The organism is Aeromonas sp. Y318-1 (genome assembly GCF_027706125.1).
Classification (GTDB): domain Bacteria; phylum Pseudomonadota; class Gammaproteobacteria; order Enterobacterales; family Aeromonadaceae; genus Aeromonas; species Aeromonas hydrophila.
Window position 1 is genome coordinate 247835 of sequence record NZ_JAPDCM010000005.1, and the last position, 23692, is coordinate 271526.

Sequence of the window (23692 nt, forward strand, 5' to 3'; positions counted from 1 at the left end):
GGTCACCGACCTCAGGGCTTGAAGGCACCGATGAAAATGGCGGGGTCGACACGGGCGTCGTTGAGACTGACATTCCAGTGCATGTGGGGACCGGTGGCTCGGCCGGTGGCACCGACCCGGCCGACGATGCCGCCGCGGGGCAGGCTCTGGCCCAGCTTCACGTCGACCTTCGACATGTGGCAGAACATGCTGATGAGGCCCTGACCGTGATCGACGAACACCGTATTGCCGTTGAAGAAGTAGTTGCCGATCAGGATCACCTTACCCGCCGCCGGCGACTTGATGGGGGTGCCGGCACCGACCGCGAAGTCGAGGCCGGAGTGGGGGTTGCGCTCCTCGCCGTTGAAGAAGCGGCGCAGCCCGAACGGGCTGGAGAGCGGCCCGTCCACCGGTTTGTCGAACAGCAGGTTGCTCGGCTGGGTCGGGCTGAAGGTCTGGTAGGCGCGGGTCTGTTCCGCCAGTTCGCGGTTGATGCGGGTCATGTCTTCGGCCAGAGGGTTGACCTGACGGCTGTTCTTGAGCTTGATGTGCTGCTCCCGGTAGTGCTTGGTGCCGACCGTGAAGCCGAGGGTGCGGCCATCGCTCACCTGCAGCTGATGGGGGCCGGGCTGGCTCTTGAGGGGAATGCCGACGATGGCAATCCAGCGTTTGCCCTCTTCACGCACCACCAGCACCGGCTTGCCCTGATAGCGGGCGGTCGGGGCCTGCGCCTCGCTGCCCAGCGCCACCACGGCGACGCCCCCCGGCACCGGGTGGTTGAGCAGGCGACTGATGAAGCCCTCGGCGAGGGCGGACTGGCTGGCCAGCAGCAACAATAGACAACAAACGACTCTCATGATGATTCCTGGCTGGGTTGACTAAAACGAAACGGTAACGAAATCAGGATGCTGGCTGGAAGCGCTGGTAGATGGCCTCCATCTGGACCGACACCTCCTGGCGCACCAGGTCCAGCTCCAGCATGTCTTGTACCACCTTGAGCTGATCCGGATTGAGGAAGCTGCGGCTGCTCTCCAGCACCCGCTGGGTATAGGCGCGCTGATTCTCCAGATAGGTGCCGGCATCGCCGCTCTCCTGCTGGGCCAGCTGCTGGTTCGCCTCGCTCAGCAGACGCGTCAGGGATTGGCGCTGGGTCGGTGCCAGCAGCTCGCCGTGCTCCGCCAGGCGGCCCTGGATCTCCAGCAGGCGGTTGGTATCGCCCGAGTAGATCTCCTGTTCGAGCCGGGTGCGGGTATCCTCCCCGAGCAGGTTGCTGAGGTTGCCCCAGATGCGCTGGCTCTCCTGCTCATAGGCATCGGGATGGTCGAAACCGAGGCGATAGAGCTCGCGCAGTTGCTCCTGGACCTGGCCGCGCACGTCTTCCACGATGTCGAGCCGGTCGAAGACGGTGGTGAGCTGGCTGCCCTGTTCGGCATCATAGAGCCGCTCGATCAGCACGGAGCCTTCGCTCGATTGGCTCCACTGGCTGATGGCGGCCTCCAGCTCGGGATTGGGAGGCAGCACCTCCTGGGCGGGGGCGGGCTCGCTCTGGCTGCCCTTGCCGGGCAGCTTGGCCAGCAGGCTCTGCCCGGTGCTCTGGCCGCTGCTCTGGCTGGTGGCCGCATCGCATTGCGACGGGCTGTTGGCGGGGCTGGCGGTGTCGGATCCCGGCTGAGGTTTGACAGGGTCGGCCTGCCACTGCCAGAGGTTGAGCAACAGGGAGGCCAGCAGAATTGGCGCCAGGTGAGATGTACGCATCTTGGATTCTCTTGAATAAGTGAATGCCCCTTGCAAAGGGGTCTCTTATGATAACCGTAACGTCTGATACAAGCAGCCATGACGTGCAAAACCGGCCTCGGCGGTGACCCGCCATTGAGTCGGTCGGCCCATGGCTCTAGAATCGGCAACCAGCCGTTTTGAACCGAGGAAATGTTATGAATGGATTGTCCCCCCTGCGCGCAGAACCTGCTCGTCACCCCATCGGGCGTGGCTGGGTCTGGGTGCGATCCGGTTTCGATGTCTTCAACAAGGGGATGGGGGTCAGTGTCGCCATGGTCCTCATCTGGTTTGCGGTCGGTCTGCTGCTGGAGCGTCTGCCGGCGGGCAGCCTCATCTCCCAGCTGCTTTACATGGTCTGGGGTGCCGGCTGGGTGGCGGTGGCCCGTCACGGTTATGAAGGCAATCCGCTGCGCTTCGCCGATTTCTTCTCCGGTTTTCGCCACAAGCTGACTCCGCTGATGCTGGGGGGACTGCTGGTGCTGGCCCTGTTCAGCCTGATCGGCCTCATCTGCCTGGGCCTGCTCTCCATGTGGGGGCTCACCTCCCTGCTGACCCAGGACCCCGAATCTCTGGTGGTGACGGCGGCCCAGGCCCAGGGCCTGCTGCTCTGTCTGCTGCTGGGGCTGGCACTGCTGATCCCGGTGCTGATGGCCATCACCTTCGCCCCCGCCCTCATCTTTTTCCACGATGTGGGGATCCTGCAGGCCGCCAAACTGAGTTTCAAAGGCTGCCTGACCAACATGTGGCCCTTCCTCTGGTGGGGGTTGATCGCCGCCATCCTGATGCTGTTTGGTGCGGCGCTGATGCTGGTGGGTCTGCTGGTGGTGATCCCGGCGCTCAACTACTCCATCTATGTGGCCTACCGGGATATCTATCTGGACGTGACGCAGGAGACGCCTGCCGAAGCTCCGCTGACCGGTTTCGAAGCCTGACGCCAACGGATTGGTGTGACATATGCGCGAAAGGGGCCTGCAGGCCCCTTTCGCATTCTTGCGTTGTCTCTTGTTCCCGCCACTACTCTCGCCACATGGGGTCGACGGCCATGCGTTCCACCAGAAAGTCGAGGAAGCTGCGCAACAGCGGTGACATTTGCTTGCGGGTGCCGTAGACGGCGTAGACGCCGAGTCGCTTGGGCCGCCACTGCGCCAGCAGCGGCACCAGGGTGCCGGTGTCGAGGTGGGGTTGGACCGAGTAGCGGGGCTGCAGGCTGATGCCGGCCCCCTCCAGGGTCGCCTCCAGCAGCAGGTTGGAGATGTTGGCGCTGAGGTTGCCGCTTACCGGTACCGATTCGGGCCCGTCCGGTCCCTGAAACTCCCACAGGCTCTTGCCGAAATAGGTGTAGGTGAGGCAGTTGTGCAGGGCGAGATCCTGCACCTTGTGCGGGGTCGGGTGCCTGGCCAGATAGGCCGGGCTGGCACAGACCACGGAGTGGCAGGTGCCGAGCCGGCGGGCCACCAGGTTGGGGTCGAGGTCATTGGTGATGCGCACGGCGAGATCGATCCGCTCCTCCACCAGATTGACGGTGCGGTCCAGCAGCAGGATATCGATGGCGGTGCCCGCATAGCGTGCCAGGTAGTCATTGGCGGCGCCCACCAGCAGGGCTTCCGAGAGTGAATAGCTGCTGGTGATGCGCAGTTGCCCCTTGGGGGCCTCGTCGCCGCGCACGGCGATCTGCTCCATCTCTTCCCCCAGCGCCAGCATGGCGCGGGCCCGGTTCAGCGCCTCTTCCCCAGGGCCGGTCAGACTGAGCCGGCGGGTGGTGCGGTGCAGCAGCCGTGCCCCCATCCACTGCTCCAGCTCCGCCAGGTAGCGCGTCACCATGGCGCGCGACATCTCCAGTTTCTCCCCGGCGCCGCTCAGGCTGCCCTGTTCGACTACGCTGACAAAGACCCGCAATGCGGTCAGTCGATCCATCTCAGGCTCTCTATATGCTCGATTAATGCAACAGTGATGCGCTTATTATGCTGTATTTGTACCGTAATTGATCCAATAAACTGTGTCCATCTGATGAACCCCTGATGACTTGATGAGGAATACCCGATGAACAATACCCTGATCCGCAACCTGACCCTGGCCACCACCCTGCTGAGCGGTGCCGCCATGGCCGCCCCGCTCACCGTGACCGTCTACAACCCGGGCGAGAAGGCAATCTTCCCGGTCTCCTCCTCCCTGGTGACCGGCGACAAAGAAGCGATCCTGATCGATGCCCAGTTCGACGTACAAAACGGCCAGGCGCTGGTCGACATGATCAAGAAGAGCGGCAAGAAGCTGACCACCGTCTATATCAGTGCCGGTGACCCCGACTTCTACTTCGGTCTGGAACCCATCAAGGCAGCCTTCCCGGACGTCAAGGTGCTGGCGGACCAGCATGTGGTCGACCATATCAACCAGACCAAGGACGCCAAGCTGAGCTACTGGAGCCCCATCCTCGGCAAGGGTGCACCGAAGAGCCTGACCGTGCCGCAAGTGATGACGGCCAGCCATCTGACCCTGGATGGCGAGAAGATCGAGATCAAAGAGATGAACACCCCGAATGCCTACCTGTGGGCACCGTCCATCAAGACGGCGTTTGGTGGCGTACCGGTCTACAGCGGCGTGCACGTGTGGATGGCTGACAGCCAGACCAAGGCTGCTCGCAGCAACTGGGTCAAGGCGCTGAACAATCTGCTGGCGCTGAAGCCCGAGCGTGTGGTGCCGGGTCACTTCCTGGGGACTGCGCCCAAAGGTACTGAAGCCGTGACCTTCACCCGTGACTACGTAGAGCGCTTTGAGCAGGAGCTGGCCAAAGCCAAGAACTCCGGCCAGCTGATTGAAGCACTGAAGAAGGCTTACCCGTCCCTGCCGGTCGACGACGGTCTGGCCATCGGTGCCAAGGTCAACACCGGCGAGATGAAGTGGTAAACCCCTGACGCCTACTTCCCTGTGTTTTTTTACCGGGCCCGAGGGCCCGGTTTTTTTAGCCGAATGAATGAGTGAATCACATGAACGAAACGACTCTGCATTATGTATACGACCCCCTCTGCGGCTGGTGCTACGGCGCTGCCCCGCTGTTGAAGGCTGCGGCTGCCATCCCGGAACTGCGCATCGAGCTGCATGCCGGTGGTCTATGGCTTGGCGGGCGCAGGCAGGCGATGGGCCAGGCCCTGCGCGATTACGTCCGTCCCCATGACGAGCGGATCCAGGCACTGACCGGCCAGCCTTTCGGCGAACGCTATTTCAACGAGCTGCTGCTGCGCGATGGTCTGCTGCTCGATTCGGAGCAGCCCATCCGCGCCATCCTGGCGGTGACGGCGCTGGGTGGCAACGGTCTGAGCCTGCTGCACCGCATCCAGCAATCCCACTATCGCGATGGCATCTGGATCGGTTCGCTCGAGCATCTGACCAACCTGGCGGCGGAGCAGAACATTGGCGCGGATGATTTTGTGAAGGCCTATCAGCAGGCCGATTTGGCGAGTCATCTAGCCGACAGCCAGCGTTGGATGCGCCATCTCGGCGGGCAGGGCTACCCGACCCTGGGGCTGGTGCAAGGCGACAAAGTGACCCCCTTGTCCGCCTCCTCCTTCCTGGGTGAACCAGAGGCGTTTGCTCGCCAGATCCAGCTGATGATGAATCGTTGAGCGAACAGCAGGTCGTATCCGGTGGCGGGTGTGCAGCGCCCGAGGTGCTCGTTGCAGATTTTTCCTACCTGTCCGGCGCTCATGCTATCCCCAGGCGAGACGATATATTCAGTAGCGGACAGTTTGAAAATCATCCGCTTGCGATCATCGCGCTATGCTCTATGGGGATAGCCTGGGAGCTCGACTCCGCAGGCTTGCGTCTAGCCGCCAAGGATACCAATCATGTTCAAAAATATGTCTATAGGTCAGAAGTTGAGCGCCGGTTTTGCCGTATTGGCCCTGCTAGTGGTGGGGCTGGCGTGGTTCTCCATCACTCAGCTGTCCCGTCTTTATGCCGATACCGCCACCATTTCGGGCAACCTGTTGCCGTCGACCCGCTATGCCAGCCAGATGCACGTGGCCATTCTCGATGCCCGTCGTTCCGAACTGGCGCAGGTGATAGGTGGCCTCAACAAGGATGCCCAGGAGGTGAGCGAACGTACCGTCACCTTCAACAAAGCCAAGCAGGAGTTTGATGCAGCGGCGCAAAAGTATGGCTCCTTGCCCTTCAGCACCGATGAGGAGAAGCAGACTTACGAACAGCTGGTGGCCGCTGGCGCCAAGTATTTTTCGGTGCACGAAGAGCTGGTGGCTGCGTTTTCCAACGGGGATCTGGAGAAGGTCAAGAGCCTGCGCAAGAACGAGACCCGGATTGCCCTGGAAGAAGTGGGCACCAAATCCTACCGTCTGCGCGAGATCAACAACGAGATTGCCGATGGCATGGTGAAGTCGGTGGCCGACCTTTACAGCAGCTCGCGCACCATGAGCATCATCGTCAGCCTCATCACAGTGCTGTTCGTGGTGGTGGTGGCCTGGTTGCTGACCGGCCAGATCCGCAATCCGGTCATGGCGCTGCTGGAGCAGACCCGCAAGGTTTCTGCTGGCGATCTGGCGGCCCATCTTGACGCCAGCCAGTTCAACAACGACGAACTGGGGCAGTTGGCCAAGGGCTTTGGCGAGATGCAGAAGAACCTGCGCACCCTGGTCAGTGAAGTCTCCGGCTCCGTGGTGCAACTGAGCTCGGCAGCCGAAGAGATCAGCGCGGTGGCGCGCCAGTCCGCCAACAACATGAACAGCCAGCAGCACGAGCTGAACCAGCTGGCCACCGCCATGAACGAGATGCAGGCCACGGTGCAGGAGGTGTCCCGCAACACCAGCGATGCCGCCAGCGCCGCCAGCGCCGCCAGCAGCACCGCCGAACTGGGGGCTCGCACCGTCAACGACTCCATCAAGCGTATTGAGCAGGTCGCCGGCGCCATCGAGAGCACCGCCGTGGTGATCCGCCAGCTTGGCGACGACAGCCGCAACATCGGCATGGTGCTGGAGGTGATCCGCGGGATCGCCGAGCAGACCAACCTGCTGGCGCTCAACGCCGCCATTGAAGCGGCTCGGGCCGGCGAGCAGGGCCGCGGCTTTGCGGTGGTGGCCGACGAGGTGCGTACCCTGGCGAAGCGGACCCAGGATTCCACCTCCCAGATCAACACCATCATCGCCGAACTGCAGCAGCGGGCCGAGCAGGCCGGCACCACCATGCAACAAAGCCAGGACATGATGAATTCCACCGTGAGCACGGCGCGGGAGGCGGGGGCATCCATCTCCGAGATCAGCGGCTCGGTGGAGAGCATCTCCCACATGAATATCCAGATTGCGACCGCCACCGAAGAGCAGGGTGCGGTGAGTGAAGAGCTCAACCGCAACGTGGTCAATATCAGCCATGCCTCCGAGGAAGTGGCTGCCGGTGCAACCCAGATGGCACAGGCCTGTAACGACCTCAATCACCTAGCGACCCAGTTGCAGGAGATGGTACGCCGCTTCCGGGTGTAAGGCGGATTGGATGCTCGCTGCTGCGGGCCCGGATCCTGGATCCGGGCCCGCCTTGTTTTATCGGTCAGTCGACTTTCCCTCTTGCACCATCCCTTGTTCGCTCCGCCGTTCTTGGGCATGCTAATGGCCCCATTGGTTGGCAGGATTCTGGATGTATGAACCTTCGCGATCTCGAGTATTTGGTGGCGCTGGAAGAGGAGAAGCACTTTCGCAAGGCGGCGGAGCGCTGCTTCGTCAGCCAGCCCACCCTGAGCGGCCAGCTGCGCAAGCTGGAGGATGAACTCGGGGTGATCCTGATCGAGCGTACCTCGCGCAAGGTGCTGTTTACCCCGGCTGGCGATGCCATGGCCCAGCAGGCCCGCAAGGTGCTCAAAGAGGTGCGCGAGCTCAAGAGCATCGGCCAGCACTTTGCCGAGCCCATGTCCGGTGAAATCCACATCGGCTTCATTCCTACCGTCGGCCCCTATTTGCTGCCTCACATCATTCAGGATCTGCGCGAGCACTTTCCCAAGCTGGAATTCTACCTCTATGAAGAGCAGACCCAGGTGTTACTCAAACGGCTGGAAGAGGGGGAGCTGGATTGCCTGATCCTGGCCGAGCTGGAGGGCATGGACGGGTTTGGTTCGATCCCGCTCTATCAGGAACCCATGTGGCTGGCGGTGCCCCAGCAGCACCCGGAGGCCAAGGCCAAGGCGGTGCCGCTCAGCAATCTCAAGGGCAAGAAGTTGCTGATGCTGGCCGATGGTCATTGCTTGCGGGATCAGGCGATGGGATTCTGTTTCGCTGCCGGTATCGGCGAGGATCAGCGCTTCAAGGGCACCAGTTTGGAGACGCTGCGCAACATGGTGGCCGCCGGCAGCGGCATGACGCTGGTACCCAGGCTCGCCGTGCCCGCCAATGCCGAAGAGGGCGGCGTCAGCTATCGACCGGTGATAGACCCCGTGCCTGGGCGCACCATAGCGCTGCTCTATCGCCACTACTCGGTGCGCCGGCCCTGCTTCAACGAGTTGGCCGCTCGTATCTCGCGCTTGATGCAGAGCCTGCTTGGCTAACTGCGCATCGTTACAACGGGGCCACAAAAAAGAAAACCGGCGCATTGCGCCGGTTTTTTTTATCTTCCGATGTGGTTTAGAAGATATCGTCGGTGGAGACGGGACCATCGGTGGGTGAACCCTCACCGCCGTACACCTGATTGCCATCCGAGCTCTGTGTCGCGTAGCGGGTCGGTTCGGTGCCTTCCTTGAAGAACTCTTCCGTGCTGCTGCCGTCGGTCCGATTGGTCAACAGGCCGGTCTCACGATCGATCCGCACCGTGATGATCCCTTCCGGTACCGGCATCTTGCGCTCAGGCACCTGCTTGAGCGCCGTCTTCATGAAGTCGATCCAGATGGGCTGCGCGGCACCGCCGCCAAATTCGGCCCGGCCCAGCCCACGCTGGTGGTTGTCAAAACCGATCCAGGAGGTGGCGACCAGATTCGGAGTATAGCCGGAGAACCAGGCATCACGGGATTCGTTGGTGGTCCCGGTCTTGCCGGAGATATCGTGGCGCTTGAGGTCGCGCGCCGCCCGCCAGCCGGTGCCGCGCCAGCCATTGCCACCCCAGATGGCGGTGGTCAGGGTGTCGGTCACCAGGAAGGTGCTCTGGGCACTGATGGTCTGCGGTGCCATGTTGCCGGGAACAACCGGATCGATGGGGCACTGGGCTTTCCAGTCCGGCGCCGTATTGGCATAGGCATCCGCACTGTCGAGGCCAGCAGCGGCCAGCACGCCACAGTCACGGCAGGCGGCTGCCGGATTGGCCTGATAGAGAGGTGCGCCGAAGCTGTCGGTGACTTCGGTGATGAAGTAGGGGGTGACCTGAAAGCCGCCGTTGGCCATGACCGAGTAGCCGCGCACCACTTCCAGCGGGGTGAACTCGGCAGCACCCAGGGCCAGCGACTCGTTGGGCGAGATGGTATCGCGAGCAAAGCCGAAGCGGGTCAGGCCGTCGATGTAGGTATCCAGCCCGATGGCGCGCATCAGGCGCACCGACATCACGTTCTTCGACTTGGCGAGGCCGAGGCGCAGGGAGGTGGGGCCTTCATAGATGGCCGGGGAGTTTTTGGGCTGCCACATGGGGCCCTTGGAGGGATCCCACTGGTTGATCGGCGCATCGTTGATGAGGGAGGCCAGGGTGTAGCCCTGTTCCAGCGCGGTGGCATAGAGGAAGGGCTTGATGTTGGAGCCTATCTGGCGGCGTGCCTGATCGACCCGGTTGAACTTGGAGAGCTCGAAGCTGAAACCACCGACCAGCGCCTCGATGGCACCATCCTGCGGGTTCATGGCCACTAGGGCGGCGTTGACCTCGGGGATCTGGGAGAGCAGCAGCTCTTCACCCTTCTCCCGAACCCAGATCTGGGCGCCCACTTTCAGCATGTCGCGGGCCGAGCGGGGCGCAAAGCCCTGGCGATCGTCGGTGATGAAGGCGCGTGCCCACTTGATGCCGTTCCAGCCAAGCTCAGCCTGCTTGCCGTTCTTCAGCACTATGGTCGCACTCTTGTCAGCCAGTTTGGTGACGACGGCGGCCATTAGCGGCTCATAGGTGGGTTGCTTGGCCAGATGGGTCATGATCTGGTCATAATCCCAATCGGCTTCGCCCGCTTTCCACAGCTGGGCGGTCACGCCCTTGTAGCCATGGCGGGTGTCGTAGTCGAACACGCCGTCGAGCAAGGCCAGCCGGGCGGCGCGCTGGCGCTTGGCGGTGACGGTGGTGTAGACGTGCAGACCCATGGTGTAGGCATCTTCACCGAACTGCTCCACCATCTTCTGGCGCACCATCTCCCCCAGATAAGGGGCATTCAAGGTGATCTCGGCACCGTGATAGCGGGCCTTGACCGGCATCTTGGACGCTTCGTCAAACTGGGCCTGGGTGATCTTGCCGGTTTCCAGCATGCGGCCAAGTACCACGTTGCGACGGGCAAAGGCACGTTCCGGCGAGCGGATCGGGTTCAGCATGGATGGCGCCTTGGGCAGACCGGCGATGATGGCGATCTCGTCCAGCGTCAGGTCCTTGACCTCCTTGCCAAAGTAAACCTGGGCAGCGGCACCGACCCCGAATGCCCGATAGCCGAGCGGGATCTTGTTGAGATAGAGCTGCAGGATCTCGTCCTTGGAGAGACTCTGCTCGATGCGCCAGGCCAGGAAGACCTCTTTTATCTTGCGCACCAGCGTCTTTTCATTGCTCAGGAAGAAGTTGCGGGCGACCTGCTGGGTGATGGTACTGGCACCCTGGCGAGCCTGACCGGAGACGGCCCAGACGGTGGCTGCACGAATGATGCCGATGGGGTCGATCCCCGGGTGCTCATAGAAACGGGCATCTTCGGTCGCCAATACCGCATCGATCATGGACTGGGGAATTTCATCCAGATGCAGCGGGATGCGACGAATTTCGCCAAATTGGGAGATCAATTCCCCATCCCGGCTGTACACCTTCATCGGGGTGGCCAGCTTGACGTCGCGCAGCGCGGTCACATCCGGCAACTGGGGCTTGATGTAGAAGTAGATACCGATGAGGCTGGCAACACCCAGCACAGCACCCAGCATCATGACAATAAACAGGCGTACGAGCCATTTCAGCATGGAAGAACTACCAATCGTCTTAAAATTAGCCAACGGGCGCAGAGTATAGCCCTTTTGCCTCCGGAAATTCGAGGTTTTCCTGACGGCTGCCCGGCTCCTCGAGAAGAGGCGGGAGGTTAGCATTCTGCGGCTCAATAACCAAGGGGAGGCGAGGGGCGGCCGGAAAGCGAGTTGTATCACTTTTCGGCATAAACTTTATGACATTGATAGATAGAGCATTTAGGATGAGTTAAGTCATCATCTTCTGATTAGCTGTCCTACAATCAATCCTAAAACCCAATAACGCATGGATGTGTATATGTTTGGGCTATTCAACAAAGGTTCTCTGCTTCCTCTGGCGGGTATTGATTTTGGCAGCCAGACCATCAAGGCCGTGACCATTACCGGTCGTCCCGGCAAGCTGCATCTCGAATCGGTGGCCGAAGTCGCCACTCCCAAAGGCACTCTGGTCGATTATCAGCTGCAGGATATCGAGCGGGTCAGCCAGTCTCTCAAGGCCCTCAAGCGCCTCATCTCGGGCAGCAGCCAGTATGTTGCGACAGCCGTCACCGGTTCCAACGTGATCACCAAAGTCATTCAGGTGGATGCCGCTCTGGGTGAGAACGAACTGGAGAACCAGGTTCAGCTCGAGGCCGAGCAACTCATTCCCTTTCCCCTTGATGAAGTGAGCCTGGATTTTGAAATTCTGGGCAAGGTCAACGATCAGGAGCGCCGCGAAGTGTTGCTGAGTGCGGCCCGCACCGAGAGCGTGAGCGGGCGGGTGACCGCGCTGGCGGAAGCCGACATGACCACCAAGGTGGTGGATGTGGGCGCCCACGCGCTGGGCCGCGCCGTGCTTGCCTGCCTGCCGGAGCTGCAGGAGTGGGAGAAACCGGTCGGTGTGATCGACATCGGAGCGAGCGCCATGACCTTTGCCGCACTGGTAAAGGGAGAGGTTATCTACTCACGTCTGCAAAACTTCGGTGGCGATCAATATAGTCAGGCGCTGGCCTCTTTCTACAACCTGTCGCTGGATGATGCCGAGCAGGCCAAGTTGCAAGGCAAGCTGCCGGTTGATCACGAACTGGATGTGTTGCTGCCCCACATGAATGCTCTGCTGCAGCAAGTCAGGCGGAACGTGCAACTGTTTTGCAGCTCCTCCGGGCACAGGGAGCTTTCCAGACTGGTGCTCACCGGCGGTGGCAGCCTGTTGCCCGGGCTGGTGGCCCAGGTCGGCAACGAGTTGAACTGTGAGGTATTGCATCCTGATCCCTTTGCCCTGTTCGGCAAGCCGAAAGGGGAGGGAGCGGTCCACGGTGCCAAGTTCATGACGGCGCTGGGTCTGGCATTGAGGAGCTTCACGCCATGTCAAATATAAACCTCCTGCCCTGGCGTGAGGCTAGGGTCCAGCGGCAGAAGAAGCAATTCGGGGTCATGCTGGGCATCTTCATGGCCATCACGGCTTCCCTCGGTTTTGCCGCCGACTGGCTGGTGGAGCAGCAGATAGGCCATCAGCAGCAGCGCAACCAGCGTTTGCTGCAGGAGATGACCATCCTCGATGCCCAGCTTGGCGAGATCCGCCTGCTCAAGGAGCGACGCAAGGAACTGATCGATCGCATGCAATTGATCGAACACCTGCAGATGCGTCGCAATCTGCCGGTTCGCCTGTTCAACCAGTTGCCTTCGCTGGTTCCCAACGGGGTTTACCTCAATACGCTTGCCTTGCAGAACAATCAAATAGATGTGAATGGCAAGACCGAGGCCTATGGCAGGGTAGCCAGCATGATGCGTCGCATCGACGGCTCCGGCTGGCTGGGGCAGTCGCAGATCAGCACGATTTTTGCGGCCGATGTGGCACCCGTTTCGCTCAGCCAGTTCTCCATGATGTTCCAGGTCGCAGGTGCGGCAGGTGCCACGGTCGATGTGGCTAAGGGGCAGCAATGAATCTACAACAGCTCAACGAACTGGATCTCAACAACATAGCCAGCTGGCCCAAGCTGGCCAAGGGAATTTTTATCCTGTTCTTCTGTGCCTTGCTGGGGGGAGCCATCTATTACTACGTGATTGCCAACTCACTGACCCTGTTGACTCAGGAGACCAACAAGGAGGCCGAGCTCAAGGCGCAGTTCGAGAGCAAGGCGATGCTGGCTGCCAACCTCGGTGCCTACAAGACGCAGATGGTGCAGCTCGAACAGTTGGTTGATACCCAGCTCAAGCAGTTACCCAATACTCACGAAGTGGCCGGATTGCTGGATGACATCAGTTTCATTGCTACCGACAATGGGCTCAAATTGAATCGCATCAATTGGGAGCCCGAGATCAAGCACGAGTTCTCCACCGAGCTGCCCATGCGAATCGAAGTGGTGGGCACTTATCATGAGATAGGCAAGTTCACAGCCGACATGGCGGCCTTGCCGCGTATCGTCATCCTGGAATCGTTCACGCTGGGACAGGGCAAGGAGCAAGGCGACATGATTGCTATGTCGATGCTGGCCAAAACTTACAAATACAATGGCAAAACCGTGGGGCAGACCAAATGAAGCTACTCTGCGTGCTGTTGCCTGCTCTGTTGTTGACCGCCTGCGGTGGACAGGACGACATGGACAACTATGTGGCCGCAACCAAGGCCAGAAAACCAGTACCCATCGAGCCTCTTCCCGAAATCAAACCCTTTTCCCCCATGGCTTATCACCTCAGCGATCAGCGCAGCCCTTTCATCGCCCCCCAGCCTGAAACCAGCAGTGCCAAGGTGGATGCCAAGGTGAAGCCGGATTGCGCCCAGATCGTGGCCAACAGGGAGAAAGAAGTACTGGAGCGCTATTCATTGGCCAGCCTGAGCATGCAGGGCTCACTTGGCAAGCAGGGACAGTTGTGGGCCTTGATCAGGACTCCTGATGGTCAATCCATCCGGGTGGGTCTCAATCAACACATGGGACTGGATCAGGGACGGGTGATCAGGATCACTGACACCTATGTGGATTTGATTGAGACTATAGCAGATGGCAAAGGATGCTGGGTGACCCGAGAAACTCAGCTGGGCATGGCCAATCTTGAAGCAAAACGATAATCAGGGATGATGCGATGAAAACAACAATAGGTATGGTAGCCCGAGTTACCCTGCTGTTTTGCGCCGGCGCATGGAACCAGGCCTGGGCCGTGGCAACCCTGCAGGAGGTCAAGGTCAATCCGCTGATGGCCGATCAGCTGTTGCTGGAGTTGAGTTTCAGTGAACCGGTCAGCGGATTTACCGATCGTCTCTCCTATGAACCCAATCAGCTGCTGCTGCATGTGCCGGGGGCGGTGGGAGCGCTCAACGTGAACCCGTTGCCCATCAAGCAGCAAGGGGTGGATAACCTCAAGGTCGAGGGCAAGGGGGCAGGTCTCGATATCAAGATCGCCCTCGATCAACTGACCCCCTATCAGGTGCATCAGCAGGGCAACAAGTTGTTGGTGGCACTGGGAGAAAAAGCAGCCATGCCGCTGCCGGCCACCACAGCATCTTCCGGGCTGGTGGCCCCCCAGCCGACCTCGTCTGCACTTATCAATACCCAGCCGGCAGCCTCGTCCGCTCTGATCAACAGTCAGCAGCTTGCTCGTCAGAGCGCCTCGGTGGCTGCGCCCGTGGCTAGCAAGCCGGTCTTGCCATCACCACAGACGGCGGCCAGTGGGGCCTACTTCAATTCCGTGAAGGGGGTCGATTTCAGGCGTGGCAAGGACGGGCAGGGGGAATTTCTGGTGACGCTGGACAACAGCTCCGCCGCCGTTGACGTCAGCAGCCGTGGTCAGACGGTGCTTGCCAAGTTTCACGGCACCCGGGTACCGGACGATTTGCTTAATCTGATCAACGTGCAGGATTTTGCTACCCCTGTCTCTCAGGTTGAGGTGTTCCGCCAGGGTAACGACACCCTGTTTGAACTCTCGGTCAACGGTCAGTTTGACTACCGTTACGATCAGGCGGACAAGATGTTCATTGTCGAGGTGAAAAAGCGCACCGCGGCGACTGCCGGCAAGCAGTATCAGGGCAAACCCATCTCTCTCAATTTCCAGGATATCCCGGTGAGAACCGTGCTGCAGCTCATCGCGGATTTCAACAACCTCAATCTGGTGACCACGGATTCGGTATCGGGCAACATCACCCTGCGGCTGGACGGGGTGCCCTGGGAGCAGGCACTCGACATCATCTTGAAGGTGCGGGGGCTCGACAAGCGGCTGGACAACAACATCCTGCTGGTCGCGCCGGCCGAAGAGATTGCCGCTCGCGAGAAACAGCAGCTCGAGAGCCGCAACCAGGTCGCCGATCTGGCACCGCTTTATACCGAGTATCTGCAGATCAACTATGCCAAGGCATCCGAAGTGGCGGCGCTGCTCTCGTCCGAGAGCACCAAGCTGCTCTCTTCCAAGGGGGCGGTGAGTGTTGATGAGCGGACCAACGTGCTGGTGGTCAAGGACACTGCCGACGTCATCAGCAACATCAAGCGGATGCTGGATATCCTGGATATTCCGGTCAAGCAGGTGGTGATCGAGGCGCGGATGGTGACCATTGATGACGGCTTTGACGAGGCGCTCGGGGTGCGTTGGGGGGTAACCAAGAATGACGGTCACGGCAACAGTACCTCGGGCACCATCGAGGGCAATGACGGTTCCGGCAACAACAATGGCGGCTCGACCATCACCCGACCAGGGGTTGACGATCGGCTGAATGTCAATCTGCCGGTGACCAATGCGGCCGGCACCCTGGCCTTCCAGGTGGCGCGGCTGGCGGATGGTACCTTGCTGGATCTCGAGCTGTCGGCATTGGAGAAAGAGAGCAAAGCCGAGATCATCGCCAGTCCCCGGGTCACCACGGCCAACCAGAAACCGGCGCTGATCGAGCAGGGTACCGAGATCCCCTATGTGGAGTCCTCTTCCAGCGGGGCAACCTCGGTCACCTTCAAGAAGGCGGTGCTAAGCCTCAAGGTGACGCCGCAGATCACCCCCGACAACAGGGTGATCCTGGACTTGACCGTGACCCAGGATACCAAGGGTGAAACCGTGCCGACCGGTACCGGTGATGCCGTCTCCATCAACGCCCAGTCCATCACCACCCAGGTGCTGGTCAACAATGGCGAGACGCTGGTGCTTGGCGGCATCTATCAACAGACCATCAAGAGCGATGTCAGCAAGGTACCGCTACTGGGCGACATCCCGGGTCTGGGGGTGTTGTTTCGCAAGACAACCAGCGAGAACAAAAAGCGCGAGCTGCTGATTTTCGTGACGCCGAAGATAGTCACCGACGCCTTCTGAAGACTTTACATGTGAAGGTAAAACACATATAACCTTACGCCCCAATGAGGCTGGGGCGTAAGGGCTGCGGTTGCCAGTCCTGATTTCTATTGAGATAATCCCCCTCCTGATCCATCGCAAGATAAGGTTCATAGGTACCCCGATCGAGAGTTTGTCGGGGTCGTACAGTTTGTAATTACTAACGAAAAGACATGGCTGAGAAACGCAATATTTTCCTGATAGGTCCCATGGGTGCGGGCAAGAGCACCATAGGTAGACATCTGGCAGAACAACTGCATATGGAGTTTTTCGACTCAGATCATGAGATTGAGCGCCGCAGTGGTGCCGATATCGGCTGGGTGTTCGATGTTGAAGGCGAAGAGGGTTTCCGGATCCGCGAAGAGAAGGTCATCGGTGACCTTTCCGAACAGCAGGGTATCGTGCTGGCGACGGGTGGCGGTGCCATCAAGAGCCGTGAAACACGCAACAAGCTCTCTGCTCGCGGCATCGTGGTGTACCTTGAAACCACCATTGAGAAGCAACTGGCACGTACGCAAAGAGACAAGCGTCGCCCCTTGCTACAAACCGAAGAGCCGCCGCGCGAAGTACTCGAGCGTCTGGCACAAGAACGCAACGCCCTGTATGAAGAAGTGGCTGACTTTGTCATCCAGACTGATGACCAGAGCGCTAAAGTTGTTGCCAATCAAATCGTTAAGTTGATCGGCATGTAATTATAGAGGACGTCCATGGAAAGGTTGAAGGTCGAACTGGGTGAACGCAGCTATCCCATCGAGATAGCCGCAGGTCTGTTGCAGCATGCAGAGGTGCTGACGCAAACCATCAAGGGCAAGCGGGTCATGATTGTGACCAACACAGTGGTTGCGCCCTTGTATCTTGAGCGGATTGTCCAGTTGCTGTCGGGCTATCAGGTTGAACATCTGATCCTGCCGGATGGCGAGGCCTACAAGACCCTGGCTACCTTTGAGCGGATCATGTCCGCTCTGCTGGAAACCAACCATGGTCGTGATACCACTCTGATTGCCCTGGGTGGCGGTGTGATAGGGGACGTTGTCGGCTTCGCTGCTGCAAGCTATCAACGTGGCATTCCGTTCATTCAAGTGCCTACCACACTGCTCTCCCAGGTTGATTCCTCCGTTGGTGGCAAGACTGCCGTCAACCATCCCCTCGGCAAGAACATGATCGGGGCCTTCTATCAGCCCAGACACGTCGTGATCGATACCGAGTGCCTCCAGACCCTGCCTGCCCGCGAATTTGCCGCCGGCATGGCCGAGGTGATCAAATACGGCATCATCTGGGATGTCGAATTCTTCTGCTGGCTCGAAGCCAACATGTCCCGTCTGCAGGCGCAGGAACCGGCCGCGCTGGCCTACGCCATCCGCCGCTGCTGCGAGATCAAGGCCGATGTGGTTGGCCAGGACGAGACCGAACACGGTGTGCGTGCCCTGCTTAACCTGGGCCACACCTTTGGCCATGCCATTGAAGCCGAGAAGGGCTATGGCAACTGGCTGCACGGCGAAGCCGTGGCGGCAGGCACCATGCTGGCCGCCAATACCGCCCTGGCCCGTGGTGACGTGACCGAGCAACAGGTAGACCGTATCCGGGCCTTGCTGCTGGCAGCCAATCTGCCGGTGACGGCGCCGCCAGAGATGGATTTTGCGGCCTTCATTCGCCACATGCGCCGCGACAAGAAGGTGCTGGAAGGCAAACTGCGTCTGGTGCTGCCGGTCGGCATAGGTCATGCCCAGGTGGTGGCCGATGTCTCCGATGCTGAACTGCTGGCGGTGATCGAGTCTGGTCGTGACGAATAAACTGCTGAAATTTCCCTCCCAGCGGCAGCTGGTTGACCGGCTGCTGCATCTGATTGAATTCAATCATCCTTTTATCTTTCTCTCCGGCAAACCCGGCAGTGGTCGCGGCACGTTGTGCGAATCCCTGCTGGGAGCATTGCCGGAAAAAGTGCGGGTCGTCAGCCTGATCGGCAGTCCCGCCATGAAGATGGTGGACGTGCGTCAGCTGCTGCTGCCCCAGGTGGTAGCCCGGCCGTTGTTCAACCCGCAGGATGCGCTGGCAGACAGCTTTTTCCGCATGCTGGAAGGCAAGCCGGCCACCCTGCTGCTGCTGATCGAGCGGGCCGACGAGCTGCCTGCCGAGCTGGTCGGCGAGCTGTGGAGCCTGTGTCGTCACAACGATACCCTGAAGATCCCCCATCAGTTGGCCATCGTGCTATCCGGCAGTGACGTCTGGTGTCGCAATCAGAAGGCGCAGCTGAAAGGGCGGGCGATGCCCGCGCTGGAGCTGGAAGTCGCGCCGCTTGGCGCGCCCGAACAACGCATCTTCTTGTATGAGAAGGCCAAAGAGCTCAAGATCCCGACAGCCCTCTTGCCCAAGCTGAAAGTGGAAGAGATCCTGAAAGTGGCAAATGGACATCCGTCCACCATCATGCAGTTACTGGAGGATATCATGACCGACAGAAGGCCCAAGAAACGTCAGGCCGAGTTGCCCGTCAAGAAGATTGCAACCCTGCTGGCCCTGCTGGCCGGCGGTCTGCTTGCGCTGAGTTATCTGCTGCCGGCCCTGTTTGGCGGCGACAGCAAGAGTTCCGCCCCCGAGCCCACCCAAACCACGGCGTTGCCCATCCCCGTCTCGGGTGGCGATCCGCTGACCATCGGCGGCGGCAGCACCAGCCAGAATGGCAGCCAGAGTGCGGCCAGTGATGGCGCCGCCAGCAATCCCGGCGGCGTGGTACGCGACTGGCAGCCGGATGCCAAGGTATTGCCCAAGGCGGTGGAGAGCGACACCGTGACCACCGAATCGACCAACTACGAAGGACGCCGGGTGGTGATCTCCGACGAGGTGGTCGAGAAGCTGATGAAGCAGCCCAACGTCAGCGGCGCCCTGCCCACTGCGGTGGTGGATGAGCTGACCGGTACCGATTCGCAAGCGGTGGCCACTCAGGTTGCTCCTGCCGAGCAGGCTGTTACACCCAATGCCACTGCTCAGACTGCCCAGCCGGCAAACACCGCCAAGGCCCAACCCACGCCAGTGGCCAGCAAGCCGGTGGCCAAGCCAGTCGCGGTCGAACCGGTGGCGGCTCCTGCTCCCAAGGTGGCGCTGACCCCCGCCGCCACTCTGAACAAGAAGCCCAGAAACCACTACAGCATCCAGCTGATGGGGGCGAGCAACACCAAGGCGGTGGACAAGTTCGTGGCCGAAAATGGTCTGGCCGGAAAGATCTGGGTCTATCAGACCAAGTTCCGCGGCAGCCCCTGGTACGTGGTGCTGCAGGGGGACTACGCCAGCAGCAACCAGGCCAAGGCCGCCATTCGCAAGCTGTCGCCCGCCTTGCTGAAGGGTCAACCCTGGCCCAAGTCGTTTGCGCAGGTACAAAAAGAGTTGAAGCAATAGCCATTTTGACCGGGAAGGGGGTAGAATCGTCCCCCTTTTTTGGTCGATGCCTTCTTAACACCGGATTTCCATGAAAAAAACACGCGCTTTTTTAAAATGGGCCGGGGGAAAATACTCCCTGGTTGAAGAGATTGCCGAGCGTTTGCCGGCCGGGCGTGTGTTGCTGGAGCCCTTCGTCGGGGCCGGGTCCGTGTTTCTCAACACCGACTACGACGCCTATGTGCTCAACGACATCAATCCGGATCTGATCGGTCTTTACAATCATCTCAAGTTGACGCCGGATCGGTTCATCGCTGAGTCGCGCAAGCTGTTCGTGACCGAGCACAACCACAAGGCAGCCTACTACCGGCTGCGTACCCAGTTCAACCAGACCGACACCAGCTTCGAGCGTGCCCTGCTGTTCCTGTTTCTGAATCGACACGGTTTCAACGGCCTGTGCCGATACAACAAGAAGGGGGGCTTCAACGTCCCGTTCGGTTCCTACAAGAAGCCCTATTTCCCGGAAAAAGAGCTGTGGGCCTTCGCCGAGAAGGCGCAGAAGGCGACCTTCATCTGTGAAAGCTATGCCGATGCCATCCAGCGCGCGGAAGAGGATTGGGTGATCTATTGCGATCCCCCCTATGCGCCGCTCTCCACTACAGCGAGCTTCACCACCTATTCGGCCGGCGGTTTTACTCTGGACGATCAGGCCGTACTGGCCAGGTTGGCCCGCCACACCGCGGCGCGCAAAGGGGTGCCCGTGCTCATCAGCAATCACGATATCGAGCTGACCCGCGAGCTTTATCGCGGCGCCCGCCTCGACGAGATCCTGGTCAAGCGCACCATCAGCCGCAACGGCGGCACCCGCAACAAGGTGGCCGAGTTGCTGGCGCTCTATCCGCCCGGCATCGAGCCGGAGCAGGGCTACTACCCGAGCGACGCCGAACTGGCGCCACTCGGCTGACACAGACGGCACCTCGGGGTGCCGTTTTTTATATCTGCCGCGGCCGATGACGGCATGCGCTTTCTCTGTACCGTGTATGGGCCGTTTTCAGCGTCCGTTTGCGGTGATGATGACGTTCGCTTTTTCCGTGCCGTGTGCGGGTCGTTTTCTGCGTCCGTTTGTGGTGATGATGGTGTTCGCTTTTTCCGTACCCTGTGCGGGTCGTTTTCAGCGTCCGTTTGCAGTGATGATGGCGTTCGCTTTTTCCGTACCCTGTGCGGGCCGTTTTCAGTGCCTGCTTGCGGTGATGATGGCGTTCGCTTTTTCCGTACCGTGTGCGGGTCGTTTTCAGCGTCCGTTTGTGGTGATGATGGTGTTCGCTTTTTCCGTACCCTGTGCGGGTCGTTTTCAGCGTCCGTTTGTGGTGATGATGACGTTCGCTTTTTCCGTACTGTGTGCGGGTCGTTTTCAGCGTCCGTTTGCGGTAAAATTGCGCCGCTTTTTCTGCCACGCTGCCAATGGATGACGCTGATGAAAGACTTTCTGATTGCCCCCTCGATCCTCTCCGCCGACTTTGCCCGTCTGGGGGACGATGTCGCCAAGGTGCTGGCCGCCGGTGCCGACGTGGTCCATTTCGACGTGATGGACAACCATTATGTGCCCAACCTGACCATAGGCCCCATGGTCTGCCAGGCCCTGCGTGACTACGGTATCGAAGCCCCCATCGACGTGCACCTGATGGTCAAGCCGGTGGATCGCATCATTCCCGACTTTGCCAAGGCGGGTGCTTCCCTCATCACCTTCCATCCGGAAGCGTCCGACCACGTCGACCGCTCCCTGGGCCTCATCAAGGAGCAGGGCTGCCAGGCCGGTCTGGTGCTGAACCCGGCCACGCCGCTCACCTGCTTGGAGTACGTGATGGACAAGCTGGACGTGATCCTGCTGATGTCGGTCAACCCGGGCTTTGGTGGCCAGAGCTTCATCCCCGGCACTCTCGACAAGCTGCGCCAGGTGCGCCGCCTGATCGACGAGAGTGGCCGCGACATTCGCCTCGAGATCGACGGCGGGGTCAAGGTCGACAACATTCGTGAAATTGCCCAGGCTGGCGCCGACATGTTCGTGGCCGGTTCGGCCATCTTCAGTCGTCCGGACTACAAGGCGGTGATCGACGAGATGCGGGCGGAGCTCTCTCATGTCAAACGCTGAACGTGATTTTGATCTGGTGCTGTTCGATCTGGACGGCACCCTGATCGATAGCGCCCCGCAACTGGCGCTGGCGGTCAACCGTACGCTGACCGAACTCGGGCTGGCCGAGGCCGACGAGGCCGTGGTGCGGACCTGGGTCGGCAACGGTGCCGACAAGCTAATCCAGCGTGCGCTGGACTATCGCGCGGCGCCTGAGCTGTTTGCCAGCGCCCGTCCGCTGTTTGACCGCCACTATCAGGCCTGCCTGCTGGAAGGGCTGGCCATGTACGACGGGGTCGAGCAGAGCCTGCGCCGCCTGCAGGCGCTGGGTTACCAGCAGGGGATCGTGACCAACAAGCCGAGTCACTTCGTGCAGCCGATCCTCGATGCTCTCGGCATCGGCGACTGTTTCGCACTCTGGCTGGGGGGCAACTGCGTGCCCGTCAAGAAACCGAGCCCGGAGCCGCTGCTGCTGGCCTGCCACGAGCTGGGTGTCAGCCCGTCGCGCACCCTGATGGTGGGCGACTCCGAAAATGACGTGCTGGCCGCCCAGGCTGCCGGCATGAAGGTGGTGGGACTGACCTATGGCTACAACTACGGCCGTCCCATTGCAGATTCCCGCCCGGACTGGGTATGCGAACAGTTTGCCCAGCTCGACGCGCTGCTGGCCGAATAAGCTGGCCAGGCAGGCCGAATAACAAGGATCAACACTCTGATGACTAAACCTATCGTATTGAGCGGGGCCCAACCGTCGGGCCAGCTGACTATCGGCAACTACATGGGAGCCCTGCGTCAGTGGGTCAACATGCAGGATGACTTCGACTGCCTCTACTGCATCGTCGATCTGCACGCCATCACCACCCGCCAGGATCCGGCCGCCCTGCGCAAGGCCTGCCTGGATGCCGCCGCTCTCTATCTGGCGGTCGGCATCGATCCGGCCAAGAGCACCGTATTCATCCAGTCCCACGTGCCGCAGCACGCCGAGCTTGGCTGGATCCTGAACTGCTACACCCAGATGGGCGAGCTGTCGCGCATGACCCAGTTCAAGGACAAGTCCGCCCGCTTCGAGAACAACGTCAACGTCGGCCTGTTCGGTTATCCGGTGCTGATGGCGGCCGACATCCTGCTCTATCAGGCCAATCAGGTGCCGGTGGGCAACGATCAGAAGCAGCACCTGGAGCTGACCCGCGACATCTGCACCCGCTTCAACAACCTCTACGGCGAGGTGTTCACCCTGCCGGAGCCCTTCATTCCGACCGAAGGCGCCCGGGTGATGAGCCTGCAGGATCCGACCAAGAAGATGTCCAAGTCGGACGACAACGAGGCCAACTTCATCGGCCTGCTGGAAGATCCCAAGCAGATCGTCAAGAAGATCAAGCGCGCGGTGACCGACTCCGACGAGCCGGCGGTGGTGCGTTTCGATCCGGAAAACAAGCCGGGGGTCTCCAATCTACTGACCCTGATGTCCGGGGTGACCGGCCGTTCCATCCCCGAGCTGGAGCAGCATTTCGAAGGCAAGATGTACGGTCACCTCAAGACCGAAACCGCCGAGGCCGTGGTTGCCCTGCTGGAGCCGATTCAGGCTCGTTTCCACGAGCTGCGTCAGGATGAGGCTCATCTGCAGGCCATTTTGGCGGCCGGTGCACAAAAGGCGCGGGAAAGGGCTGAAAAAACCCTGGCCAGCGTATATGATGTAGTCGGCTTCGTTCCTCGAGCCTGACATACTGGGAAGGTGTAGTAGAAGAGAGCTGGGTATTTGCCTGGCTTTCTTTGTTTTACCCGACCTGCTATTCGTTATTTCATCTTCCAATTTCAAACGCGGGCGTCTGCCCCAAGAGTTAGCATGTCTGTCGAATCAAATACCACGATTGAAGAGTTGGGTGACAAGGGTCACTGGCTGCGCAAGTTTCGCAAGGCCAAAAACCTCAATACCCTGCAACTGATGGTCTCCAATGCCATCGACAAGCACCACAAAACCCCTGCCATCGCCGCCGCCATCTACCTGGCCGAGTGCCAGCGCGAGCGTGAAATGGAACAGGGTCGCTATCTGGATCGTTAATTCTCT

The 23692-nt window shown here is 60.3% G+C and carries 23 protein-coding genes; 19 read left to right on the top strand and 4 right to left on the bottom strand.

All coding sequences use genetic code 11. From position 1 onward, the window contains the following. Positions 1-11: 11 nt before the first annotated feature. Positions 12-836, bottom strand: a complete 825-nt coding sequence (locus OKB87_RS09980; RefSeq protein WP_044800557.1) for a M23 family metallopeptidase — start codon at positions 834-836, stop codon at positions 12-14. A 43-nt stretch (positions 837-879) separates the two neighbouring features. Next, positions 880-1734 (bottom strand): hypothetical protein, encoded by an 855-nt coding sequence (locus OKB87_RS09985; RefSeq protein ID WP_270827300.1) that lies wholly within the window; start codon positions 1732-1734, stop codon positions 880-882. 176 nt (positions 1735-1910) lie between these two features. Between OKB87_RS09985 and OKB87_RS09990 the strand changes: the two genes are divergently transcribed. Then, positions 1911-2687, top strand: coding sequence for a BPSS1780 family membrane protein (locus OKB87_RS09990; RefSeq protein ID WP_016351640.1), 777 nt, complete (start codon positions 1911-1913; stop codon positions 2685-2687). 82 nt (positions 2688-2769) lie between these two features. Here OKB87_RS09990 and OKB87_RS09995 read toward each other — a convergent pair whose 3' ends face one another. Next, positions 2770-3669: a LysR family transcriptional regulator gene (locus OKB87_RS09995; RefSeq protein ID WP_270827301.1), complete on the bottom strand. Its 900-nt coding sequence runs from the start codon at positions 3667-3669 to the stop codon at positions 2770-2772. Between the two features lie 126 nt (positions 3670-3795). Here OKB87_RS09995 and OKB87_RS10000 point away from each other — a divergent pair, with 126 nt between their 5' ends. From OKB87_RS10000 to oxyR, 4 genes are all read left to right on the top strand, one after another. Further along, the gene (locus OKB87_RS10000; RefSeq protein ID WP_045527849.1) at positions 3796-4656 is read left to right on the top strand and encodes a Vmh family MBL fold metallo-hydrolase; all 861 of its coding nucleotides are present in this window, start codon (positions 3796-3798) and stop codon (positions 4654-4656) included. An 80-nt stretch (positions 4657-4736) separates the two neighbouring features. Beyond that, on the top strand, positions 4737-5372 hold the full coding sequence (locus OKB87_RS10005) for a DsbA family protein (RefSeq protein ID WP_270827304.1): 636 nt from the start codon (positions 4737-4739) through the stop codon (positions 5370-5372). 222 nt (positions 5373-5594) lie between these two features. Beyond that, complete coding sequence (locus tag OKB87_RS10010; RefSeq protein ID WP_042065028.1) at positions 5595-7235, top strand: methyl-accepting chemotaxis protein; 1641 nt, start codon at positions 5595-5597, stop codon at positions 7233-7235. 155 nt (positions 7236-7390) lie between these two features. Then, on the top strand, positions 7391-8287 hold the full coding sequence (gene oxyR, locus OKB87_RS10015) for a DNA-binding transcriptional regulator OxyR (protein ID WP_017409206.1): 897 nt from the start codon (positions 7391-7393) through the stop codon (positions 8285-8287). A gap of 76 nt (positions 8288-8363) precedes the next feature. Here oxyR and OKB87_RS10020 read toward each other — a convergent pair whose 3' ends face one another. Next, the gene (locus OKB87_RS10020; protein ID WP_270827306.1) at positions 8364-10853 is read right to left on the bottom strand and encodes a penicillin-binding protein 1A; all 2490 of its coding nucleotides are present in this window, start codon (positions 10851-10853) and stop codon (positions 8364-8366) included. Positions 10854-11139: 286 nt separating this feature from the next. On the opposite strand from OKB87_RS10020, the gene tapM reads away from it, so the two are divergent. The 14 genes from tapM (at position 11140) to OKB87_RS10090 (ending at position 23686) form a co-directional block, all read left to right on the top strand. Then, positions 11140-12210 (top strand): PilM family type IVa pilus assembly protein TapM, encoded by a 1071-nt coding sequence (gene tapM, locus OKB87_RS10025; RefSeq protein WP_029299362.1) that lies wholly within the window; start codon positions 11140-11142, stop codon positions 12208-12210. Continuing rightward, positions 12198-12776 (top strand): PilN family type IV pilus biogenesis protein TapN, encoded by a 579-nt coding sequence (gene tapN / locus OKB87_RS10030; protein WP_270827307.1) that lies wholly within the window; start codon positions 12198-12200, stop codon positions 12774-12776. Before tapM ends, tapN begins: the two co-directional genes overlap by 13 nt. Continuing rightward, positions 12773-13372: a PilO family type IV pilus biogenesis protein TapO gene (gene tapO / locus OKB87_RS10035; protein ID WP_011706968.1), complete on the top strand. Its 600-nt coding sequence runs from the start codon at positions 12773-12775 to the stop codon at positions 13370-13372. Before tapN ends, tapO begins: the two co-directional genes overlap by 4 nt. After that, entirely contained in the window at positions 13369-13899 is a 531-nt protein-coding gene (locus OKB87_RS10040; protein ID WP_270827308.1) for a pilus assembly protein PilP, read from the top strand. Before tapO ends, OKB87_RS10040 begins: the two co-directional genes overlap by 4 nt. Positions 13900-13913: 14 nt before the next feature. Then, positions 13914-16115 carry a type IV pilus secretin PilQ gene (locus tag OKB87_RS10045; protein ID WP_270827309.1) on the top strand — a complete coding sequence of 734 codons (2202 nt, stop codon included), beginning with the start codon at positions 13914-13916 and terminating at the stop codon, positions 16113-16115. A gap of 191 nt (positions 16116-16306) precedes the next feature. After that, a complete protein-coding gene (gene aroK, locus OKB87_RS10050; protein WP_005298388.1) occupies positions 16307-16825 on the top strand; it encodes a shikimate kinase AroK in 519 nt (172 codons plus the stop codon). Between the two features lie 15 nt (positions 16826-16840). Beyond that, positions 16841-17923: a 3-dehydroquinate synthase gene (aroB, locus tag OKB87_RS10055; RefSeq protein WP_011706965.1), complete on the top strand. Its 1083-nt coding sequence runs from the start codon at positions 16841-16843 to the stop codon at positions 17921-17923. Then, positions 17913-19520: an SPOR domain-containing protein gene (locus tag OKB87_RS10060; protein ID WP_270827313.1), complete on the top strand. Its 1608-nt coding sequence runs from the start codon at positions 17913-17915 to the stop codon at positions 19518-19520. Before aroB ends, OKB87_RS10060 begins: the two co-directional genes overlap by 11 nt. 70 nt (positions 19521-19590) lie before the next feature. Further along, positions 19591-20463 carry a Dam family site-specific DNA-(adenine-N6)-methyltransferase gene (locus OKB87_RS10065; protein WP_011706963.1) on the top strand — a complete coding sequence of 291 codons (873 nt, stop codon included), beginning with the start codon at positions 19591-19593 and terminating at the stop codon, positions 20461-20463. Positions 20464-20539: 76 nt separating this feature from the next. Further along, entirely contained in the window at positions 20540-20968 is a 429-nt protein-coding gene (locus OKB87_RS10070; RefSeq protein WP_270827314.1) for a hypothetical protein, read from the top strand. Between the two features lie 5 nt (positions 20969-20973). Next, entirely contained in the window at positions 20974-21648 is a 675-nt protein-coding gene (rpe, locus tag OKB87_RS10075; RefSeq protein ID WP_016351625.1) for a ribulose-phosphate 3-epimerase, read from the top strand. Further along, positions 21635-22303, top strand: coding sequence for a phosphoglycolate phosphatase (locus OKB87_RS10080; protein WP_017409198.1), 669 nt, complete (start codon positions 21635-21637; stop codon positions 22301-22303). The genes rpe and OKB87_RS10080 overlap by 14 nt, the downstream gene beginning before the upstream one ends. Positions 22304-22342: 39 nt before the next feature. Next, positions 22343-23347 carry a tryptophan--tRNA ligase gene (gene trpS, locus OKB87_RS10085; RefSeq protein WP_005298400.1) on the top strand — a complete coding sequence of 335 codons (1005 nt, stop codon included), beginning with the start codon at positions 22343-22345 and terminating at the stop codon, positions 23345-23347. Positions 23348-23470: 123 nt separating this feature from the next. Then, positions 23471-23686 carry a hypothetical protein gene (locus OKB87_RS10090; protein ID WP_011706959.1) on the top strand — a complete coding sequence of 72 codons (216 nt, stop codon included), beginning with the start codon at positions 23471-23473 and terminating at the stop codon, positions 23684-23686. Positions 23687-23692: the final 6 nt, after the last annotated feature.

Excerpts from the sequence above, each read along its gene's own strand:
- tapM (WP_029299362.1), top strand. The coding sequence starts at position 11,140 with ATGGATGTGTATATGTTTGGGCTATTCAACAAAGGTTCTCTGCTTCCT.
- aroB (WP_011706965.1), top strand. The coding sequence starts at position 16,841 with ATGGAAAGGTTGAAGGTCGAACTGGGTGAACGCAGCTATCCCATCGAG.
- aroK (WP_005298388.1), top strand. The coding sequence starts at position 16,307 with ATGGCTGAGAAACGCAATATTTTCCTGATAGGTCCCATGGGTGCGGGC.
- OKB87_RS10080 (WP_017409198.1), top strand. The coding sequence starts at position 21,635 with ATGTCAAACGCTGAACGTGATTTTGATCTGGTGCTGTTCGATCTGGAC.
- OKB87_RS09990 (WP_016351640.1), top strand. The coding sequence starts at position 1,911 with ATGAATGGATTGTCCCCCCTGCGCGCAGAACCTGCTCGTCACCCCATC.
- OKB87_RS09980 (WP_044800557.1), bottom strand. The coding sequence starts at position 836 with ATGAGAGTCGTTTGTTGTCTATTGTTGCTGCTGGCCAGCCAGTCCGCC.
- trpS (WP_005298400.1), top strand. The coding sequence starts at position 22,343 with ATGACTAAACCTATCGTATTGAGCGGGGCCCAACCGTCGGGCCAGCTG.
- oxyR (WP_017409206.1), top strand. The coding sequence starts at position 7,391 with ATGAACCTTCGCGATCTCGAGTATTTGGTGGCGCTGGAAGAGGAGAAG.
- OKB87_RS09985 (WP_270827300.1), bottom strand. The coding sequence starts at position 1,734 with ATGCGTACATCTCACCTGGCGCCAATTCTGCTGGCCTCCCTGTTGCTC.
- tapO (WP_011706968.1), top strand. The coding sequence starts at position 12,773 with ATGAATCTACAACAGCTCAACGAACTGGATCTCAACAACATAGCCAGC.
- tapN (WP_270827307.1), top strand. The coding sequence starts at position 12,198 with ATGTCAAATATAAACCTCCTGCCCTGGCGTGAGGCTAGGGTCCAGCGG.
- OKB87_RS10065 (WP_011706963.1), top strand. The coding sequence starts at position 19,591 with ATGAAAAAAACACGCGCTTTTTTAAAATGGGCCGGGGGAAAATACTCC.
- OKB87_RS10070 (WP_270827314.1), top strand. The coding sequence starts at position 20,540 with ATGGGCCGTTTTCAGCGTCCGTTTGCGGTGATGATGACGTTCGCTTTT.
- OKB87_RS10090 (WP_011706959.1), top strand. The coding sequence starts at position 23,471 with ATGTCTGTCGAATCAAATACCACGATTGAAGAGTTGGGTGACAAGGGT.
- OKB87_RS10045 (WP_270827309.1), top strand. The coding sequence starts at position 13,914 with ATGAAAACAACAATAGGTATGGTAGCCCGAGTTACCCTGCTGTTTTGC.
- OKB87_RS10000 (WP_045527849.1), top strand. The coding sequence starts at position 3,796 with ATGAACAATACCCTGATCCGCAACCTGACCCTGGCCACCACCCTGCTG.
- OKB87_RS10010 (WP_042065028.1), top strand. The coding sequence starts at position 5,595 with ATGTTCAAAAATATGTCTATAGGTCAGAAGTTGAGCGCCGGTTTTGCC.
- OKB87_RS09995 (WP_270827301.1), bottom strand. The coding sequence starts at position 3,669 with ATGGATCGACTGACCGCATTGCGGGTCTTTGTCAGCGTAGTCGAACAG.
- OKB87_RS10020 (WP_270827306.1), bottom strand. The coding sequence starts at position 10,853 with ATGCTGAAATGGCTCGTACGCCTGTTTATTGTCATGATGCTGGGTGCT.
- OKB87_RS10005 (WP_270827304.1), top strand. The coding sequence starts at position 4,737 with ATGAACGAAACGACTCTGCATTATGTATACGACCCCCTCTGCGGCTGG.
- OKB87_RS10040 (WP_270827308.1), top strand. The coding sequence starts at position 13,369 with ATGAAGCTACTCTGCGTGCTGTTGCCTGCTCTGTTGTTGACCGCCTGC.
- rpe (WP_016351625.1), top strand. The coding sequence starts at position 20,974 with ATGAAAGACTTTCTGATTGCCCCCTCGATCCTCTCCGCCGACTTTGCC.